Origin of the sequence: Kaistia soli DSM 19436 (genome assembly GCF_900129325.1) — a bacterium.
Classification (GTDB): Bacteria; Pseudomonadota; Alphaproteobacteria; order Rhizobiales; family Kaistiaceae; genus Kaistia; species Kaistia soli.
In genome coordinates, this window is record NZ_FQUP01000001.1 from 1388612 (window position 1) to 1406718 (window position 18107).

Consider the following 18107-nt stretch of genomic DNA (forward strand, 5'->3'; position numbering starts at 1 on the left):
CCATTTCAGCGCTAAGCCTACGGCCAAAGCTGGCGTCAGGACACGCGCCGCTCGAGCTGCTCGATCTGCGGAACGATGATCTGGTCGTAGACGCGCCGCTGCGTGTCGTCCAGCACCGCCGCGCCGTCGCTGATCACCATCTGCATGATACGGAAGGCCTTGGAGCGACGCTTGATCTTGCCCTCATCAACCAGTCGTTCAAGGGCAGCCGTCAGGAATATTCGACGCAACATCGATCTCATCCCGCCGTTATGATTCTCTTCGTGAAGAATCCGTTTATTCGGCAGCGAAATCAAGGCATCAAAGCGGCTGAGCCTCTGATCACCTGTTTGTCCAACGGTTTCCTGGCGGAGGTGCCCATGGCGACGGCCCATGGCGGTGGCGTTGCAGGCCCGCCGGACGCGAGAACAAATTCAGTTGCAGTGAAACTCGTTGCCGCTGGCAGCACGCGGCCTATAATGGCAGCGGTTCAGGAGTTCATCACTTATGCAGAAGAAACTGGTTGCCCTCCGGGGGCGCCTTGTCGAAGAGCAGCAGAAGCTTATCTCGCAGGCGGCGTTGTCCGGCGTTTTGCCCACCGATAGTGCCATCCGCAAGATTTCCGATATCGAGAATTCGATCATGGCCGTCGAACACATGATCGAAGAACTGGGAAGCTCGAAGGCTCCCGCGAAGGGCGCCGCCAGCAAGGCATGACATGCCGGCGCTGGACTGTAGCGCGAACAGGCATTCTATCGGTGGTGGATACCGCCTTGGCGAATCCACTGGGGGAATAGTATAGTTCCGTGACGGATCGCATTGATTGCGATGCGGCATCGTTCGATAAGGAACGCCACGTGCTTTTCCCCCGGTTTCGCTCGAAGGAGCGTGATCTTCGCAGTGACATAGACCGACTGTCATCCATTCAACAGGTCGTCATGCGCGCGCTTTCCGATACGGAGAGCGAGGCCAGCGGTCTTGCTGCGCGCCTTGAAGATGCGCGCTCGCGTGCCGCATTTCTCTATGGCGATGTCATCGAGGGCGATGAGGGCGAGGACGGCAAGAGTTCGATCCTCATCCAGGAAGCAGAACGTTTTCTCGTGCGCGGCGAAAGGCGGCGCGACGAACTCGACACTCATGCCGCGTTTCTGCGCCAGCTCGACGAGCAATTGACTCGCGGAATCGATTCGCTCCGCCAACAGCCGACCGAGGACTGACCGCCGGCTGACGCCGCTCAGTCGACCCGGCCGCGCGCCGCGACTGTCTCCGTCGCGCTGACATGCTCGCCCGAAACGAGATGGACGCGATCGAATAGGTTCGAGACCGGACAGGCGTGGTTCGGCACGATGCGCAGCCGTTCGCCGATGGCGGGCTTCCGCTCCGACGCCGACAAATCGATCGTGCCATGTTCCTCGCTGAGGCCGGTGATCACCGCATCGGGATAGCCCATCACGAGGCCATGGCCTGAGAGCCCGAGCAGGTCGCTGGTCAGCGCCTTGGAGCCGGCATCGATCACAGCGCGATCCGGCGTCGGGCGGCTCACCACCGTCGTCAGCACCGTGAGCGCACAATCGTCAAGCGTGCCGACGCCCTTTGCGACCTGATACCTGTCGAGATAGATATAGGTGCCGGGCCGATATTCAGTGGCGATCCGTGTCTCATGCGCCGCCCAGAGATCGGGCGTGCCGCCTGTCGAGATCATCGTCGGCGGCAGGCCGGCATCGCGCAGCGCGCCGGCCATTGCCGCGAGGACGGCGCGCGCCGCGGCCGGCGCTCCGGCGGGCGGATAGGTCATCAGGCCCTCGAAGACGAGCCCGGGGCTGGCATCGATCGCCTGCGCAAGCGCCAGTGCTTCATCGGGCGTCTGCACGCCGCAGCGTCCCATGCCGGTGTCGCACTCGACAAGGACGCGCAGCGGCGCCGTGGCGTTGGCGAAGGCGCGCGCATAGCCCTCGATGGTGGCGAGGCTGTCGGCGGTGACGGCGAGCGTGACCCGGTCGGCGAGGCGGCGCAGTCGATGCAGCTTCTCTGCCCCCATGATGTTGTAGGGCAGCAGGATATCTTCGATGCCTGCATCGGCCATGACCTCGGCTTCACCCAGCTTCTGGCAGGTGATGCCGATGGCGCCGAGCTCGACCTGGCGATGCGCGAAGCGCGGCAGCTTGTGGGTCTTGATGTGCGGGCGGAGCTTCAATCCATGCGCATCGGCATAGGTCTGCGTGCGAGTGAGATTGGCCTCGACGCGGTCGACGTCGATCAGGACCGTTGGCGTTTCCAGCTGGTCGATATGAGCGGGCATGCAATGTCCTTTTCGGGTCCTGGCGACAATCCGAGGCTTCGCGAACGGATCGGCGACGGTCAAGCGCCTTGTCAGCCGCCGAGCACTTCGCTGACGAAACGGCGATTGCCGGCCGTCAGTCCGGCATCGACGGCGATAGCTGTCCCGGTGATGCCCGAGGAAAGCGGCGAGGCGAGGAAGAGCGCGGTCTGGGCAACTTCTTCCGGCGTTACGAGGCGACCGAGCGGATAATACCGCACGACGTCGTCGAGCAGTTGCGGCTGCTTCTCGATGCGATGATCCCAGGCGGGCGTGCGTACCGATCCCGGGCAGATGCAATTGGCGCGGATGCCGTGCTGTCCATGCTCGACGGCAAGCGCGCGCGCATAGGCGTTGAGCGCGGCCTTGGCGGCGGAGTAGGCGGGATTGCCGAAATGGGCGATGGCGTTGACGGAGGAGACCAGGACGATCGATCCGCCGCCCGCGGCGATCATGGCGGGAAGGGCGGGGGCGATGAGATTATAGGTGCCCGTGAGGTTGATTGCGATTTCGCTGTCCCAGACATCGGGGTCGATATCGGCCATGCGCTCGGCGCGCGTGAATCCGGCATTGCCAATGATCGCATCGGGCGCCCCCGATCGGCCGATGATCCGCTCCATGGCGGCGGTCGTCGCGGCGCGGTCCGTCAGTTCGAAGGTCTCGGTCGTCACATCGGGAAGCGCCGCGAGCAGGCCCGCATCGCGGTCGCAGGCCGTGACGCGCGCGCCGCTTTCAAGGAACAGGGCGACGAGCGCGCGGCCGATGCCGCCTCCAGCGCCGCTGATCACGACATGCTTTCCCGCCATTCCGAACATCGCGCGTCCCCTCGTCAGACGCACCAGCTTCGCGCCAAAATGAAAAAAAGCAACATGATTTGGCGCTTGACGGGCCCTCGGCACAGGAATTTACATAGCAATGCGGGCATCGCGGTGCTTCAGAGCGGGAGAGATCGGTGGCGAAGTTGAAAACGGTTTACGGAGCCTCGCATGTTCCGCTGTCGCCAGCCGTCCGGGCGGGCGACTTCGTCTACATCTCGGGCCAGGTGCCGACCGATAGCGATCGCAATGTCGTCCCGGGCGGCATCGAGGCACAGACCCGACAGGTGATGGAGAATGTGAAGGCGGCGCTGGCGCTGGCCGGCTGCACGCTCGACCAGGTGGTGAAGACGTTTGTGATCCTCACCGACGCCAACGACTTTGCCGCCTTCAACGCCGTCTATGCCACCTATTTCCCGATGGAGCCGCCAGCCCGCACCACTGTCGAGGCGCAGCTGATGATCGACATCAAGGTCGAGATCGAAGCCATCGCCTACGCGCCGCTCGGCTGACCCGTCATGCGGATCTTCACAGCGTCGCTCGCGACCGAGACCAATACCTTCTCGCCGGTCCCGACCGACCGGGCGAGCTTCGAGATGGCCTTCTATGCTGCTCCCGGCGAGCATCCGGCGACGCCGACGCTCTGCTCCTCTCCGATCGTCGCGCTACGCCGCCGGGCCGAGGCCGAAGGGATCGATCTCGTCGAGGGCACGGCGACATGGGCCGAACCGGGTGGCCTCATCCAGCGCGCCGCCTATGAAGGACTGCGCGACGAGATTCTCGACCAGCTCCGTGCAGCGCTGCCCGTCGACGGTGTCGTGCTTGGCCTGCATGGCGCCATGGTGGCGCAGGGCTATGACGACTGCGAGGGCGATCTGCTCGAACGGATCCGCGCGATCGTCGGTCCAGATGTCGTCATCGCCGCCGAGCTCGATCCTCACAGCCATCTGACGGCGAAGCGGGTTGCGAACAGCAATATCCTCGCGGCATTCCTCGAATTTCCGCACACCGATTTCTATGAGCGCGGCGAGCATGTCGTCGATCTCGCCATCCGCGCCGTCCGCGGCGCGATCAAGCCGGTGATTTCGACCTTCGATTGCCGGATGATCGAGGTGTTTCCGACGAGCCGTGAGCCGATGCGCTCGTTCGTCGATCGGGTAAAGGCGCTGGAAGGGCATGATGGCGTGCTGTCGATCTCCCTCATTCACGGCTTCATGGCCGGTGACGTGCCCGAGCTCGGCACGCGCATGATGGTGGTAACTGATGGCGATCAGGCCGGCGGCGACGCGCTGGCGAAGCGGCTCGGCCTCGAGATCTTTGCGCTGCGCGGCCAAACGATGATGCCGCAATTCGGCATCGATGAGGGGCTCGACCGCGCCGCGGCGCTCGCCGCGACCGATCCCGGCAAGCCGGTCGTCATCGCCGATACCTGGGACAATCCCGGCGGCGGCGTCGCGGGCGACGGGACATTGATCCTCCGGCGCATGATCGAGCGGCGGATGGACAGCATCGCGGTCGCGACGATCTGGGATCCGATTGCCGTCACCTTCTGTCTCGCGGCAGGAGAGGGCGCGCGCATCCAGCTTCGTTTCGGCGGCAAGGCCGGGCCTGACGGCGGCGCGCCTGTCGATGCGGAAGTCGACGTGCTCCGCGCCACCGAGGAGGGCTGGCAGAGCTTTGGCCGCAGCCGCGTGACGCTCGGGCCGGCGGCGGTGGTCCGCATCGTCGGCACCACCATCGACGTGATCCTCAACACCAACCGCACGCAGACCTTCGAGCCCGACATCCTCAGCAATCTCGGCATCGATCCTTCTGAAAAGGCGATGCTGCTGGTGAAGTCGACCAACCACTTCTATGCCGGCTTCGCGCCGATCGCGGCGGAGATCGTCTATATCGATGCGGGCGCGCCTTATCCCTCCAATCCCCGCCTGACGGATTATCGCAAGCTCGACCGGCCGATCTGGCCGCGCGTCGAGAATCCGCATGCCGATCTCGATCAGGCTTTGACCCAACAGTGAAAACGCCTTTCAGGTTGCGCGCATAATCAGCGTGATCTTGCGGAAAACCTGCAAAATGATGCTTGACAGGTGTGTGTCTTGCGGCATGATTGTGGAAAGAATTTACAAAGCTGCTGGTCGGCGCTGAAGCCCGATCAAGCCGCTGTCTTGACGAAGCAGGGGATTCTATGAAGGTCGGCATTGTCGGGCTCGGCTATCGGCTGGGCTATCTGGCGCGCATTTTTTCCGCCTCGCTCCCGGATTTCGATGTGGTCGGCTATGTCGACCCCGAGCCGGCCGGGCTGTCCTATACGAAGCAGTTCGATGTTCCGGTCGGCAAGGCGTATGGCTCGCTCGAGGAACTGCTTGCTGGCGAGACGCTCGACCTTTTGATGGTCGGCTCGCCCAACCACCTCCATCTCGGCCATATCCGCACCGGCCTCGACAGCGGCGTAAAGGTCTTCTCGGAAAAGCCCGTCGTGACGACGGTCGAGGAGACGATGGAGCTGGCGCGCCTCATCGCCGAATTTGGCTCCGACAATGTGATGGTCGGGCTCGTGCTGCGCTATGCGCCGCTCTATGTCGACCTCCGCAAGGCGCAGAAGGACGGTTTGCTCGGCGACATCGTGTCGATCGAAGCCTCGGAGCATATCGCGCCGTATCATGGCGCGTTCTTCATGCGTGATTGGCGGCGCTACGAGAAGTATTCGGGCTCGTTCATGCTCGAGAAGTGCTGCCACGATCTCGATCTCTACAATGGCGTCGTGGGCGCTCGTCCGGCGCGGGTCGCCAGCTTCGGCGGCAAGCGCAGCTTCGTGCCGAAGAATGCGCCGGAAGGACTCGGCATCAACGATACCGAGGTCTATCATCGCAAGCCAAGCGGCTGGATGGGAACCGAAAAGGTGTTCGACAGCGATGCGGACATCATCGATTTCCAGACGGCCATCGTGGAATATGCGAATGGCGCCTCGATGACCTTCCACACCAACTTGAACGTGCCCGACGAATACCGCCGCTTTTGCGTGATCGGTGCCAAGGGCATGGCCGAGGGTGATTTCGTCCGCAATTTCTTCAAGGTCCACGACGCGCGCACGTCGGCGAAGCTGATCGACACGGCCTATTCCGGGTCCGAGCTTTCGGTCCACTATGGCGCCGACGAGCAGATGGCCCGCGATATCGGCGCCCATATGCTGGACGGCGCGCCGCTCCCCGTTTCGGTCATCAATGCGCTTGAAGCCGGCCTTCTGGCGCTTGCCATGGACGAGGCCCGCCGCACCAAGACCGTCGTCGACATGAGCGAGACCTGGAAGCGCTTCGATGCGGCGCTTTCCGGCCACGGCAGCTGAGAGGAGTGGGCGGATGACGCGGTCCAGAAGTGCCACGCTTTTCGCCCTCGCTCTCCTGCTTCCGGCCACGATCTACATTCTCGTCATCGTCGCGTATCCTCTGGTCGACACCTTCTCGCTCTCCTTCACCGACGCCTCGCTGCGCAAGACGGTGAACTGGGTTGGCTGGGCCAACTACCAGAAGATCTTCGGCGGCGATTTCGGGACGATCATTGTCCGAACCTTCGTGTGGACGTTCTTTTCCGTCAGCATCAAGATGATCATCGGCACGTGCGGCGCTGTCTTGCTCAACGCGCTGGTCCCGGGCCGCGCGCTGTTCCGAATGCTGACGCTCCCGCCCTGGATCATCCCGATGGCCATCGGCATCTTCATGTGGGGCTGGATGTATAATGGCCAGTTCGGCATGATTTCCGGCGTTCTGCAGAATATCGGCGTGCTCGACCGGCCGCTTGCCTGGCTCGCGTATGGCAATACCGCGTTCGCAGCAACTGTTCTGACAGATGTATGGATCGGCGTGCCGCTGGTGACGCTCTATCTGCTGGCCGCGATCCAGTCGATCCCGAAGGATCTCTATGAGGCGGCGTGGACCGACGGGGCGGAGCGCTTCTATCGCTTTCGCCGTATCACGCTTCCGCTGATCGTGCCGGCGCTGCTGACGATGTCGATGATTTCGCTGATCTCGACGTTCAATTCCTTCGACATCATCTGGATCCTGACACAGGGCGGTCCGAACGGCCAGACGACGACGATGATCATCGACACCTACAGGACGGCGATCGGCTCGTACAAATATGGCGAAGGCGCTGCACGGGCCGTGATGATCTGCATCTTCGTCTCCATTTTCTGCTTCTTCTATTTCCGTGTCGTCAACAAGCTCTCGGCAGGAGAGGCAAAATGAGCAGCGGCCGCCCGATGATCGATCGGTATCGCTGGTATGAATATGCGGTGATCTATGCCGGCATGTTCCTGTTCCTGGCCTTCGTCCTGTCGCCCTTTGTCGAAGGATTCCTCGTCTCGCTGAAGCCGCTGACGCATCTCTTTTCCTCGCCCTACCGCTTTTGGCCGGATGACGGATCGTTCGATGCGTATTTCACCATCTGGGAACATGTGCCGCTGCTCGGGCGCTATATCTTCAATTCGCTACTGATCTCGACTGTGGCGACAGTTGTCGTGCTGATTCTCGTGGTTCCTGCGGCATATGCCTTCGCGCGGTTCGAGTTTCCCGGCCGCGGTCCGCTGCTCGGCGCCTTTCTTGGCGTCAACATGTTTGCGGGCGCGGTGCTCCTCATCCCGCTCTATCGGCTGATGCGTTCGATGGGGTTGCTCAACACCTATTTCGCCATGATCGTACCGGGCGTCGCGTTCCTGATCCCGACCGCGATCTGGCTGCTCAGGACCTATCTCCTGCGGATTCCGCGCGAACTGGAGGAGGCTGCCTGGGTCGATGGCGCCGGCCGGCTCTATATCCTGCGCCGGATCGTGCTGCCGATCGCCGCGCCGGGCATTCTTGTGGTCGCGCTGGCCACCTTCATCGGTGCCTATGCACAGCAGTTCATCTTCGCGCTGACCTTCAATTCGAAATCCGAGCTGATGCCGCTCGCCGTTGGGCTTTTCGCGTTTTTCGGCAAGGAGCGCGTGGTCTGGAACGAATTGATGGCAGCGAGCTTCGTCGGCATCGCTCCGGTGATGATCGGCTTCATCTTCCTGCAGCGTTACCTCGTCGCCGGGCTCACCGCCGGCGCGGTCAAGCAGTAGCGTTCAGGCTTCCGAACCGTCCCGAGGGAAGGGACGGCAACAACAAGTGAGGGAAATCGCATGAGATATTACGGGACACTTCTGGCGGGCGCCGCCGTCGTCCTCTCGACGATGGCGGGTTCTGCCTTCGCTGAGGACAAGGCGGTCAGCATGATCCAGTGCGGCGACGCGATCGCCGAGACCTATCCTGACCTGATCAAGGCCTGGGAGGCCAAGAATCCGGGCTTCAAGGTCAATGTCGAGATCGTCGGCTGGGCGCAGTGCCAGGACAAGATCACGACGCTCGCCGCCGCGGGCACGCCGGTGGCGCTCGCCTATGTCGGCTCGCGCACGCTGAAGCAGTTCGCCGACAGTGACCTTATCGTGCCGATCCCCATGACGGATGCCGAGAAGGCCGCCTACTACCCGCACATCGTCGATACGGTCACCTTCAAGGGCGAGGCCTGGGGCATCCCGGTCGCCTTCTCCACGAAGGCGCTGTTCTGGAACAAGGCGCTGTTCGAGAAGGCCGGCCTCGATCCGGCCAAGCCGCCGACCACCTGGGACGAGCTCTATAACGACGCGAAGACCGTCAAGGACAAGACCGGCATCGCCGGCTATGGCCTGCCGGCCAAGACGATGGACAACACGATGCACCAGTTCCTGCATTTCGTGTACACCAATGACGGCACGGTCATCGACGCCGATGGCAAGATCACGCTCGACAGCCCGCAGAACCTGCAGGCACTCGAATTCATCAAGAAGCTCGTCCCCGTGTCCGAAGATGGTCCTTCGGCCTATGACCAGGACGACATGATCAAGCTGTTCTCGGACGGCAAGGTCGCGATGATCGAAGGCGGCCCTTGGGTCCGCAACCAGGTCTCGAAGGACATCCAGTGGGGAGTCGCGCCGCTGCCGGTCGGCCCGCAGGCCAAAGGCGCCGGCACGCTGCTCATCACCGACAGCATGGCTGTCTTCAAGGGCACGGGCGTCGAGGATCAGGCGGTCGACCTCGCCAAGCTCCTCACCAACCCCGAGAACCAGTTCGTCTATGAAAAGACGCATGGCCTGACCCCGCTGCGTCCCGTCGCCGGCGTCGAGACGCTGGTCTCGGAAGATCCGAGCTGGAAGCCGTTCCTCGATGGCATCGCCTTCGGTGGTCCGGAGCCGCTGTTCCTTGACTACAAGGGCTTCCAGAATGCCCTGATCGACATGGTCCAGTCGGTCGTGACCGGCAATGCCGAACCCGCCGCAGCCCTGACCAAGGCGGCCGGGTCGATCGACCAGTACAAGTAAGCACCTGAGCCTCGACTCTCCCCCATCGCGTTCGCGCGGTGGGGGAGGGTCTGAAGTGCATGGCTTTCGTCTCCTTGCCCTCTCCAGGGCGAGGCGGATGGAAGCTCTTCATTCTCGCCTCCACGAGCGGAGACCGAAGCCTTGAGCGAACTCACGCTGTCCAGCCTGAAGAAGTCCTTCGCGGGCACAGACGTCATCAAGGGCGTCGATCTCGACGTCACGCAGGGCGAATTCGTGGTCTTCGTCGGACCGTCGGGTTGCGGCAAGTCCACGCTGCTTCGCATGATCGCCGGGCTGGAGGAGGTCACGTCGGGCGAAATCGTCATCGCCGGCAAGACCGTCAACGATCTGCCGCCGGTCAAGCGCGGCATCGCCATGGTGTTCCAGTCCTATGCGCTCTATCCGCATATGAGCGTCTACGAGAACATCGCCTTCCCGCTTCGCGTCGAGAAGCTGCCCGAAGATCAGGTCCGCACCCGCGTTTCCGAGGCAGCCCGCGTGCTGCAGCTCGAAAGCCGGCTGCAGCAGCGGCCGGGCACCTTGTCCGGCGGCCAGCGCCAGCGTGTCGCGATCGGCCGGGCCATCGTGCGGGAGCCGAGGATCTTCCTGTTCGACGAGCCGCTCTCAAATCTCGATGCGGCGCTGCGCGCCGATATGCGCATCGAGCTGACACGCCTGCACAAGAAGCTCGGCGCGACCATGATCTATGTGACGCACGACCAAGTCGAGGCGCTCACCATGGCCGACAAGATCGTCGTGCTGAATGCCGGTCGCATCGAACAAGTCGGGTCGCCGCTCGATCTCTATCACCGGCCTGCCAACCGCTTCGTGGCCGGCTTCATCGGCAATCCCAAGATGAATTTTCTCGCAGGAACCTGCACGGCAGCGAGCGGGGAGGGCATCACGGTTGATCTCGGCCCGCTGGGTTCGATTACGCTGCCGCGTCCGGGCAGCGCCGCGCTGGTCGGCCAGACGCTGGAGATCGGCATACGTCCTGAGCACCTCAGCCTCGATGACGAAGGCGGCTTCAGCCTGACGATCCGGCCGGGCATCATCGAGCGGCTCGGCATTCACACCGTCGCCTATGCACCGCTGCCGAACGGCGACACCTTCGTCGCGCTGTTCGAAGGCGATCCGCCGGTCGCCGACGAAACCGACATCGTGGTCAGTGTCGATCCCGCCCTGTGCCATCTGTTCGACGAGGCGGGCCTCGCGGTTGGCCTTGCTACGCATTAATGGCGGGGTGCTGCTTTCGGTCTCGACCGCGCGGAAGCTTCTAGAGCCGGCACCTTGGGAGGCGTTTCGGACATCATGCTCGATCTTGTCGGGCTCTTGCAGGCGGACATGGAGAGCTTCAGCCGCTCTGAGCGGCGGCTGGCGGATCTTGTCCTGTCCGACGTCCAGTCGGCGGTCAACGCCTCGATCGTGGAGCTTGCCGCGCGCGCCGATACCTCGCCGCCGACGGTGACGCGCTTCTGCCGGCGGCTGGGCTGCCAGAGCTTCGCAGACTTCAAGGTGCGCCTTGCGCAGAGTCGCTTCATCGCGCGGCGCTATCTGGTGCCGCCGAGCGGGCCGGAAACCGCGACGGAGATCACCCGCCACATCGTCAACTGCGCCCAGACGACGCTCTATTCGTTCTTCGAGCAGATCGACCCTCTGGCGATCGAAGCGGCGGCCGACAAGATCGTCGGCTCCAGCTACATCCTTTCATTCGGGTCCGGCGGAGCCTCGTCGATGATCGCGAACGAGTTGGAGACGCGGCTGTTCCGGCTTGGCCTGCGCGTAACAGCCTCGATCGACCATCAGGCGCAGATGATGCGCACGGCCGGCGCGCCGAAGGGGACGGTGATCATCGCCTCCTCGACGAGCGGCCGGAATCTTCCGCTCGCCAACACGCTGGCGATCGCCGGCGAATATCATCTCGATCGCATCGTCCTGACGCGGCCGGGCTCGCCTGTCGCTGAGCATGCCGACGTGCTGCTTGCCATCGACGTTCCCGAACAGGATGACATCCTCCGGCCGTCGTCGGCACGCTATGCCTTTCTCGCGATGATCGACGCCGTTGCACAGACCGTCGCGACCCGCATGCAGGGCCGCGCCGTCGAGAGCATGCGACGCATCAAGCACCAGCTCATGATCAATCGCGACGGCGACGATACGCAGCCGCTCGGCGATTGAAGCTCCCTTTGCAGACATTCACGACAGGCAGATCAGCATGACCGTTTCCTCGCGCGCCTTCCGTCTCGAAACCGAATGGACGCCGCCCGCCGAAGGGGTGCCGCTCGCCTACGCGCTGAAGCTCAGCAATCGGTCGAGCGAACCGGTCAGCGGGTTCCGTCTCTGCGTCAGCGGGCCGGCGCGGATTGATCCGGCGGCGAAGATCGAGGGCGGCTCGCTGGTCGAGCGGCTCTCCAACCATTCCGAATTCGCGCCGCCATCGGGATTTGTGCTGGAGCCCGGCGCCACCTGGACCGTCACGGTACACGGACTGTCCTATCCGCTGCGCCATTGGAGCGACGGGGCGGCGTCCGCCTATCTCGCTTTTGCTGATGGCAGCACGGCGCAAGTCGGCGTCGCGGCGACGCTAGCGCGCGGCGACAACGCGCCGCTGAAGCGCGGCTCCGTTGTCTATCCGGTTCCGGCGAGCGCCCCGGTCTCAGTGTCCGTGATTCCGTGGCCGGCCGAGGTAAAGATCGCCGGCCGCGCGCCGACCCCGCCCGGTCTCGCCCTCGAATCGCAGGAAGGCCCGGCGTCCGCGGCCACCGCCAGCTTCGCGGCGCTTGCCGAGGCGCTGTTCCCGGGTGATGCGCTGGTGCGTCCGGTTACCGAGGGCGGCCTTCCGGTCGCTTTCGAGCCCGACGAAGCGCTCCCCGGCGAAGCCTATCGCCTTGATTTCGCGCCGAACGGCGTGGTCGTCACTGCCCATTCGGAGGCTGGCTATCTCTACGGCCTCATTACGCTCGGCCAGATTCTCCGCGGCGCCCTGCGGCACCCGGCAACCTTCCTGTTCCCGGCTTCGGGCAGGATCGCCGATGCGCCGGCGCTCGGCTGGCGCGGCACCCATCTCGATGTCTCAAGGCAGTTCTATTCGACCGGCGAGATCAAGGCGCTGATCCGCATCCTCGCCTGGAACAAGATGAACCGGTTCCACTGGCATCTGTCCGATGACGAGGCGTGGCGGATCGAGATCGACGCCTATCCGGCGCTGACGGAGGTCGCCGCCTGGCGCGGCCATGGTTTCGCTCTGCCACCGCTGCTCGGCACGGGTCCGCAGAAGACCGGCGGCTACTACACCAAGGCCGCGATCCGCGAGATCGTCGCCTATGCCAAGTCGCTCGGCGTCACCGTGGTGCCGGAGATCGATATTCCGGGTCACTGCTATGCGATGCTGAAGGCCATTCCCGAGCTGCGCGACCCCGGCGAGAGCGGCGAATATTTCTCGGTGCAGGGCTTCCCGAACAATTGCCTCAATCCGGCGCGCGAAGAGACCTATTCCGTCCTTGAAACGATCTTCAACGAAATCATCGCGCTCTTTCCGGATCGGATCATCCATATCGGCGCCGATGAAGTGCCAATCGGCGCCTGGTCCGGTTCTCCGATCGCGCTGGCGCGGCTGGAAAGCGTCGCTGGTAAGCCGGCGGCCGAGGCTCATGCGCGGCGGAACAATGTCGTCACCAATCATCACGGCGCCGATGAGATCGAAGGCTCGGGCGCGGCCGTGCTGCAGGCGGAATTCCTGGCCCGAATCCAGAAGTTCCTCGCCTCGCGCGGCTGCATCACCGGCGGCTGGGAAGAGGCGGCGCATGGCCATGTCATCGACAAGGCCAAGGTCTATCTGGTCGGCTGGCGCAACCACGAGATCTCAGCCGCGCTCGCCGGCGAGGGCTATGACATCGTCGTCTCGCCGGGCCAAGCGTACTATCTCGACATGTCCCAGGCGACCGACTGGTCCGAGCCCGGCGCCGGCTGGGCCGGGTATTCGAGCCCGGAGAAGACCTATCGCTTCGATCCGACGGCCGGCTGGAGCGAGGCGCAGCGCGCGCATTTCCTTGGCATCCAGGCTTGCATCTGGTCGGAGCCGATGGCCGATCGCGCCATCTTCGACCGCCTCGTCTTCCCACGCCTCTCCGCGATCGCCGAGAGCGGCTGGACGCGCGCGTGCGACAAATCCTGGGAGCGCTTCCGATCCATCGCAGGGCTGATGCCGATCCTCTATGGCTGGCAGGACGCATCGGGAGAAGGCGCATGAAAATCGCCGTCGGCGGCATTCACACCGAATGCTCGACCTATAATCCGCTCCTCGCCACCACCGCCGACTTCACGGTCCTCAGAGGCGCCGAACTGACGGCGGCCGCCGATTTCGCCTGCCTCGCCGACTGGGACTGGGAGGTGGCGCCGACGCTGCATGCCCGCACGATTCCGGGCGGCCCTGTCGAGCGCGGCACCTATGAGGCTTTCCGTGCCGAATTTCTCGATCGGCTCGCAGCCGCCCTGCCGATCGACGGGCTCTATCTCGCCATGCATGGCGCGATGAACGTCGACGGCATGGACGATTGCGAGGGCGACTGGATCGCGGCGGCGCGCGATGTCGTCGGTCCCGATTGTCCGATCTCCGTCAGCTACGATCTGCACGGCAATGTTAGCCAGCGCGTCATCGACGCGATCGACATGTTCTCTGCCTATCGCACGGCGCCGCATATCGATGTCGAGGAGACCAAGCGGCGTTCTCTGGCGATGCTCTATAGCCGGCTCAATGGCGAAATCGATCCCTTCGTCGTCTGGGCGCAGGTCCCGGTGCTGCTGCCGGGCGAACGGACCAGCACGGTCGACGAGCCGGCTCGGTCGCTCTATGCCCGGTTGCCAGCCATCGATGCCGTACCCGGCATTTTCGATGCGTCGATCATGGTCGGCTATGTCTGGGCCGACGAGCCGCGTGCCACCGCCTCGATCATCCTGACCGGCGACGATCGCATCGCGATGGCGACAGAGGCCGAGAAGCTTGCCGCAGCCTATTTTGAGGCGCGGGAGGCGTTCGCCTTCGGGCCTGTTACGACGTCGATCGACGAATGCCTCGCGCTGGCCAATGCATCGGCGACGCGCCCGGTGATCCTCGCCGATTCCGGCGACAATCCGACAGGCGGCGGCGTCGGAGACCGGGCGGATGTGCTTGCGGCCTTTCTCGCCAAAGGCAGGGGCAGCGCGCTTTTTGCCGGCATTGCCGATCGACCAGCGACCGAGGCGGCCTATCGGGCCGGCATCGGCGCGCGGCTATGGCTGCAGGTTGGCGGCACGCTCGATCCGTCGAGCAGGCCGGCCGAAATCGAGGCCGAGGTCGTCGCGCTGCTCGAAGCGGACGGCGTCATGCGCGAGGCGGTTGTCCGAAGGGGAACGGCGACGATCATCCTCACCGCGCGGCGGCGGCCCTTCCATGACATCGAGGATTTCACGCGGTTCGGCTTTCACCCCAGCGATTTCGATCTCGTGGTCGTCAAATCGGGCTATCTCTCGCCTGATCTCGCGCCGATCGCCAATCCGAACCTGATGGCGCTCTCGGAGGGCGTCGTCGACCAGGATATCCCACGCATCGGGAACATTCGTCGCCAGCGGCCAATGTTTCCGTTCGATGGCGATTTCACTTTTGCGCCGAAGGCTGTGGCATCTGCCCGCGCGCGATAAGCCGCGGACGCGTATTCCTGCTTGTGCCCGGCCGACGAACGCGCGATGAGGGGAGGTCTCCTCTCCGCGCCCGCCAATGCCATCGACCGTCCCCAAATCGTCCCTGATCGCGTTTCTCGTTGCCGGTGCGTTCTTCATGGAGAACCTCGACGGCACTGTGATCGCCACCTCGCTGCCCGCGATGGCGCGGTCGTTCGGCGTGCAGCCGGTCGATCTCAATATCGGCATGTCCGCCTATATGCTGACGCTCGCAATCTTCATCCCAGCTAGCGGCTGGATGGCGGATCGTTTCGGCGCACGCACGATCTTTGCGTCCGCCGTGGCGGTCTTCACGCTCGCCTCGGTCTTCTGCGCGATCAGCGAGGGCGTTCTTTCCTTCACTTTGGCCCGTGTGCTGCAGGGCATGGGTGGGGCCATGATGGTGCCGGTCGGCCGCCTTGTGGTTCTGCGCAACACGTCGAAGACCGAGTTGATGCGTGCCATCGCCACGCTGACATGGCCGGCGCTCTCGGCGCCGATCCTCGGCCCCCCGCTCGGCGGCTTCATCACCACCTATGCCTCGTGGCACTGGATCTTCATTCTCAACGTGCCGATTGGCATCGTCGCGCTGGCGCTGTCATTCTGGTTGATCCCGAACGATCGGACCGGCGATCGGCCGAGTTTCGACTGGATCGGCTTTCTCTTTACGAGCCTCGCCTGCGCCGGCTTGATGTATGGGCTGGAACTCATCGGCCAGTCGGCCCAGCAGGGGATCGTCGGCGCCGCGATCCTGGTCGCCAGCCTCGTCTTCGGCGCGGCCGCCTGGCGTCATGCCGGGCGTCATCCTCATCCCGTGCCAGACCTTTCCGCCGTGTCGATCCAGACTTTCGCGGTCACGATGAAGGGCGGTTCGCTGTTCCGCACTGCAGTGAGTGCCGTGCCGTTTCTGCTGCCGCTCCTGCTGCAGCTCGGCTTCGGGCTCGATCCATTCCAGGCGGGCCTCTATGTGCTGGCACTCTTCGCCGGCAATCTCGGCATGAAACCGCTGACCAGCCTGGTGCTGCGGAGTTTTGGCTTCCGCACGACGCTGATCGGCAACGGCCTTCTGTTCGTCGCGACGATGGTGGCTTGTGCCTTCCTGACGCCGGCGACCCCCGGCTGGATCATCGCGGCGCTGTTCGTCGTGAGCGGCGCTGCCCGGTCGATGCAGTTCACGGCGATCAACACGCTCGCTTTCGTCGATGTGCCGCAGCCGAAGATGGCGGGCGCCAACATGCTGTTCAGCCTCATCCAGCAGATCACTTTCGGTCTCGGCATCGCGGTCGGCGCCGTGGCGCTCCGCTTCGCGGACAGCGTCGCCACGCCTGGCACCGAGACGCTCGGTCTCGTCGATTTCCGCTACGCATTCCTGATCATCGGCGCGCTCGGATTGATTGGGCTCTATGACAGCCTCGGCCTGCCGCGCGATGCTGGCGCCGTGGTCAGCCGCCATCGCCACCGTGAAAGCGCCGCGGCGCCGCGCACTTGACGCCGGCCGCGCGCAGGCAATATCTCGCGGCCAAGAACCCGCCACCGCTAGGCGCGACACCGGGGCTGATCCCTGCAGTGTCCGTCGCCGCGATCCAAGGAGCCTTTCATGAACGCCATCAATCGCGATCCCTTCCTCACCCATGATGTGAAGCTCGACCGCCTCGGCGAGGTCGCCGTGCGCGTCGGGCTCGGTTTGCAGCCGGGGCAGGAGCTGGTCATGACGGCGCCGATCGACGCGCTGCCGCTCGCTCGCCGCATCACGGAGCACGCCTACAAGGCAGGTGCCTCGCTAGTGACGACGCTGTTCACCGACGAGGACTCGACGCTGATGCGCTTCCGCTTCGCCGCGGATGGCAGCTTCGACGTCGCCTCGGCCTGGCTCTATGAGGGCATGGCTTCGGCGTTCAAAGGCGGCGCGGCACGGCTCGCGATTGCCGGCGAGAACCCGTCGCTGCTCTCCGCGCAAGATCCCGACAAGGTCGCGCGGGCCAACCGTGCCCGCTCGCGCGCCTATCAGCCGGCGCTGGAACTGATCGCCGGCTTCGACATCAACTGGACCATCGTTTCCTATGCTTCGCCTTCCTGGGCGAAGGCCGTGTTCCCAGACGAGCCAGAGACGGTGGCGGTCGCCAAGCTCTGGGAAGCGATCTTCGCCGCCTCGCGCGTCGACCGCGTCGACCCTGTCGTCGCCTGGCAGGAGCACAACAAGGCGCTGCACGCGCGCACCAAGCTCTTGAACGACAAGCGCTATCACGCGCTGCACTTCACCGGCCCCGGCACCGACCTCACCGTGGGCCTCGCCGACGACCATGAATGGGAAGGCGGCGCCTCGACCGCCAAGAACGGCGTCATCTGCAACCCGAACATCCCCTCCGAAGAGGTGTTCACGACACCGCACAAGGATCGCGTCTCGGGGACCGTTTCGAGCACCAAGCCGCTTTCCTATCAGGGCACCCTGATCGATGAGATCCAGGTGCGCTTCGAGGAAGGCCGCATCGTCGAGGCCAAGGCGAAGTCGGGCGAGAACGTGCTGCGGCAGGTGCTGGAGACGGACGAAGGCGCGGCCCGTCTCGGCGAGGTGGCTCTCGTACCGCATTCCTCGCCGATCTCGGCAAGCGGTCTGCTGTTCTTCAACACGCTCTATGACGAAAACGCGGCCTGCCATATCGCGCTCGGCCAAGCCTATGCCAAGTGCATCCGAGGCGGAGACACGATGACGGCCGAGGAACTGGCCGAAAAGGGCGCCAACCGCAGCCTGATCCATATCGACTGGATGATCGGCTCGGGCGAGGTCGACATCGACGGCCTCTCCGCTTCGGGCGCCTCCGAGCCGATCATGCGCAAGGGCGAGTGGGTCTGATCCGCCAGACCAATCGCGCAGCGCGCACTTTTATGTGAGGCCGACGGAAACCGCCGGCCATACCCGCGGCCTCGTGCC

Annotated in this window: 17 protein-coding genes; 14 read left to right on the plus strand and 3 right to left on the minus strand. The window is 64.2% G+C overall.

The window, feature by feature from the left end:
- Positions 1 to 35: 35 nt before the first annotated feature.
- The gene (locus tag BUB39_RS25170; RefSeq protein ID WP_139251368.1) at positions 36 to 374 is read right to left on the minus strand and encodes a hypothetical protein; all 339 of its coding nucleotides are present in this window, start codon (positions 372 to 374) and stop codon (positions 36 to 38) included.
- A 112-nt stretch (positions 375 to 486) separates the two neighbouring features.
- Between BUB39_RS25170 and BUB39_RS06830 the strand changes: the two genes are divergently transcribed.
- Positions 487 to 696, plus strand: coding sequence for a hypothetical protein (locus tag BUB39_RS06830; RefSeq protein ID WP_073052190.1), 210 nt, complete (start codon positions 487 to 489; stop codon positions 694 to 696).
- Positions 697 to 917: 221 nt separating this feature from the next.
- Entirely contained in the window at positions 918 to 1196 is a 279-nt protein-coding gene (locus BUB39_RS06835) for a hypothetical protein (RefSeq protein ID WP_139251369.1), read from the plus strand.
- A gap of 17 nt (positions 1197 to 1213) precedes the next feature.
- Here the strand turns inward: BUB39_RS06835 and BUB39_RS06840 are convergent, their stop codons facing one another.
- Together BUB39_RS06840 and BUB39_RS06845 are read right to left on the minus strand one after the other, a co-directional pair.
- Positions 1214 to 2278, minus strand: coding sequence for a D-TA family PLP-dependent enzyme (locus BUB39_RS06840; RefSeq protein ID WP_073052192.1), 1065 nt, complete (start codon positions 2276 to 2278; stop codon positions 1214 to 1216).
- Between the two features lie 71 nt (positions 2279 to 2349).
- Positions 2350 to 3111 carry an SDR family oxidoreductase gene (locus tag BUB39_RS06845; RefSeq protein WP_073052193.1) on the minus strand — a complete coding sequence of 254 codons (762 nt, stop codon included), beginning with the start codon at positions 3109 to 3111 and terminating at the stop codon, positions 2350 to 2352.
- Positions 3112 to 3248: 137 nt separating this feature from the next.
- Between BUB39_RS06845 and BUB39_RS06850 the strand changes: the two genes are divergently transcribed.
- From BUB39_RS06850 to BUB39_RS06905, 12 genes are all read left to right on the plus strand, one after another.
- Entirely contained in the window at positions 3249 to 3623 is a 375-nt protein-coding gene (locus tag BUB39_RS06850; protein WP_084526946.1) for a RidA family protein, read from the plus strand.
- Positions 3624 to 3629: 6 nt separating this feature from the next.
- A complete protein-coding gene (locus BUB39_RS06855) occupies positions 3630 to 5129 on the plus strand; it encodes a M81 family metallopeptidase (RefSeq protein WP_073052194.1) in 1500 nt (499 codons plus the stop codon).
- Positions 5130 to 5296: 167 nt separating this feature from the next.
- The gene (locus tag BUB39_RS06860; protein WP_073052195.1) at positions 5297 to 6454 is read left to right on the plus strand and encodes a Gfo/Idh/MocA family protein; all 1158 of its coding nucleotides are present in this window, start codon (positions 5297 to 5299) and stop codon (positions 6452 to 6454) included.
- Positions 6455 to 6467: 13 nt separating this feature from the next.
- The gene (locus tag BUB39_RS06865; protein ID WP_073052196.1) at positions 6468 to 7352 is read left to right on the plus strand and encodes a carbohydrate ABC transporter permease; all 885 of its coding nucleotides are present in this window, start codon (positions 6468 to 6470) and stop codon (positions 7350 to 7352) included.
- Positions 7349 to 8209 (plus strand): carbohydrate ABC transporter permease, encoded by an 861-nt coding sequence (locus BUB39_RS06870; protein ID WP_073052197.1) that lies wholly within the window; start codon positions 7349 to 7351, stop codon positions 8207 to 8209. The genes BUB39_RS06865 and BUB39_RS06870 overlap by 4 nt, the downstream gene beginning before the upstream one ends.
- 60 nt (positions 8210 to 8269) lie before the next feature.
- Positions 8270 to 9484 carry an ABC transporter substrate-binding protein gene (locus BUB39_RS06875; RefSeq protein ID WP_073052198.1) on the plus strand — a complete coding sequence of 405 codons (1215 nt, stop codon included), beginning with the start codon at positions 8270 to 8272 and terminating at the stop codon, positions 9482 to 9484.
- A gap of 141 nt (positions 9485 to 9625) precedes the next feature.
- Positions 9626 to 10720: an ABC transporter ATP-binding protein gene (locus BUB39_RS06880; RefSeq protein ID WP_073052199.1), complete on the plus strand. Its 1095-nt coding sequence runs from the start codon at positions 9626 to 9628 to the stop codon at positions 10718 to 10720.
- Positions 10721 to 10795: 75 nt separating this feature from the next.
- Positions 10796 to 11662 carry a MurR/RpiR family transcriptional regulator gene (locus BUB39_RS06885; RefSeq protein WP_073052840.1) on the plus strand — a complete coding sequence of 289 codons (867 nt, stop codon included), beginning with the start codon at positions 10796 to 10798 and terminating at the stop codon, positions 11660 to 11662.
- 37 nt (positions 11663 to 11699) lie between these two features.
- Positions 11700 to 13733, plus strand: coding sequence for a beta-N-acetylhexosaminidase (locus BUB39_RS06890; protein WP_073052200.1), 2034 nt, complete (start codon positions 11700 to 11702; stop codon positions 13731 to 13733).
- Positions 13730 to 15160, plus strand: coding sequence for a M81 family metallopeptidase (locus tag BUB39_RS06895; protein WP_073052201.1), 1431 nt, complete (start codon positions 13730 to 13732; stop codon positions 15158 to 15160). Before BUB39_RS06890 ends, BUB39_RS06895 begins: the two co-directional genes overlap by 4 nt.
- A gap of 76 nt (positions 15161 to 15236) precedes the next feature.
- Positions 15237 to 16667 carry an MFS transporter gene (locus BUB39_RS06900; protein WP_073052202.1) on the plus strand — a complete coding sequence of 477 codons (1431 nt, stop codon included), beginning with the start codon at positions 15237 to 15239 and terminating at the stop codon, positions 16665 to 16667.
- A 108-nt stretch (positions 16668 to 16775) separates the two neighbouring features.
- Positions 16776 to 18029, plus strand: coding sequence for an aminopeptidase (locus tag BUB39_RS06905; protein WP_073052203.1), 1254 nt, complete (start codon positions 16776 to 16778; stop codon positions 18027 to 18029).
- Positions 18030 to 18107: the final 78 nt, after the last annotated feature.

What these genes read in the sequence shown, in the direction of transcription:
- BUB39_RS25170 (WP_139251368.1), bottom strand. Translation starts at nt 374, where the DNA reads ATGGGCCGTCGCCATGGGCACCTCCGCCAGGAAACCGTTGGACAAACA.
- BUB39_RS06830 (WP_073052190.1), top strand. Translation starts at nt 487, where the DNA reads ATGCAGAAGAAACTGGTTGCCCTCCGGGGGCGCCTTGTCGAAGAGCAG.
- BUB39_RS06835 (WP_139251369.1), top strand. Translation starts at nt 918, where the DNA reads ATGCGCGCGCTTTCCGATACGGAGAGCGAGGCCAGCGGTCTTGCTGCG.
- BUB39_RS06840 (WP_073052192.1), bottom strand. Translation starts at nt 2,278, where the DNA reads ATGCCCGCTCATATCGACCAGCTGGAAACGCCAACGGTCCTGATCGAC.
- BUB39_RS06845 (WP_073052193.1), bottom strand. Translation starts at nt 3,111, where the DNA reads ATGTTCGGAATGGCGGGAAAGCATGTCGTGATCAGCGGCGCTGGAGGC.
- BUB39_RS06855 (WP_073052194.1), top strand. Translation starts at nt 3,630, where the DNA reads ATGCGGATCTTCACAGCGTCGCTCGCGACCGAGACCAATACCTTCTCG.
- BUB39_RS06860 (WP_073052195.1), top strand. Translation starts at nt 5,297, where the DNA reads ATGAAGGTCGGCATTGTCGGGCTCGGCTATCGGCTGGGCTATCTGGCG.
- BUB39_RS06865 (WP_073052196.1), top strand. Translation starts at nt 6,468, where the DNA reads ATGACGCGGTCCAGAAGTGCCACGCTTTTCGCCCTCGCTCTCCTGCTT.
- BUB39_RS06870 (WP_073052197.1), top strand. Translation starts at nt 7,349, where the DNA reads ATGAGCAGCGGCCGCCCGATGATCGATCGGTATCGCTGGTATGAATAT.
- BUB39_RS06875 (WP_073052198.1), top strand. Translation starts at nt 8,270, where the DNA reads ATGAGATATTACGGGACACTTCTGGCGGGCGCCGCCGTCGTCCTCTCG.
- BUB39_RS06885 (WP_073052840.1), top strand. Translation starts at nt 10,796, where the DNA reads ATGCTCGATCTTGTCGGGCTCTTGCAGGCGGACATGGAGAGCTTCAGC.
- BUB39_RS06890 (WP_073052200.1), top strand. Translation starts at nt 11,700, where the DNA reads ATGACCGTTTCCTCGCGCGCCTTCCGTCTCGAAACCGAATGGACGCCG.
- BUB39_RS06895 (WP_073052201.1), top strand. Translation starts at nt 13,730, where the DNA reads ATGAAAATCGCCGTCGGCGGCATTCACACCGAATGCTCGACCTATAAT.
- BUB39_RS06900 (WP_073052202.1), top strand. Translation starts at nt 15,237, where the DNA reads ATGCCATCGACCGTCCCCAAATCGTCCCTGATCGCGTTTCTCGTTGCC.
- BUB39_RS06905 (WP_073052203.1), top strand. Translation starts at nt 16,776, where the DNA reads ATGAACGCCATCAATCGCGATCCCTTCCTCACCCATGATGTGAAGCTC.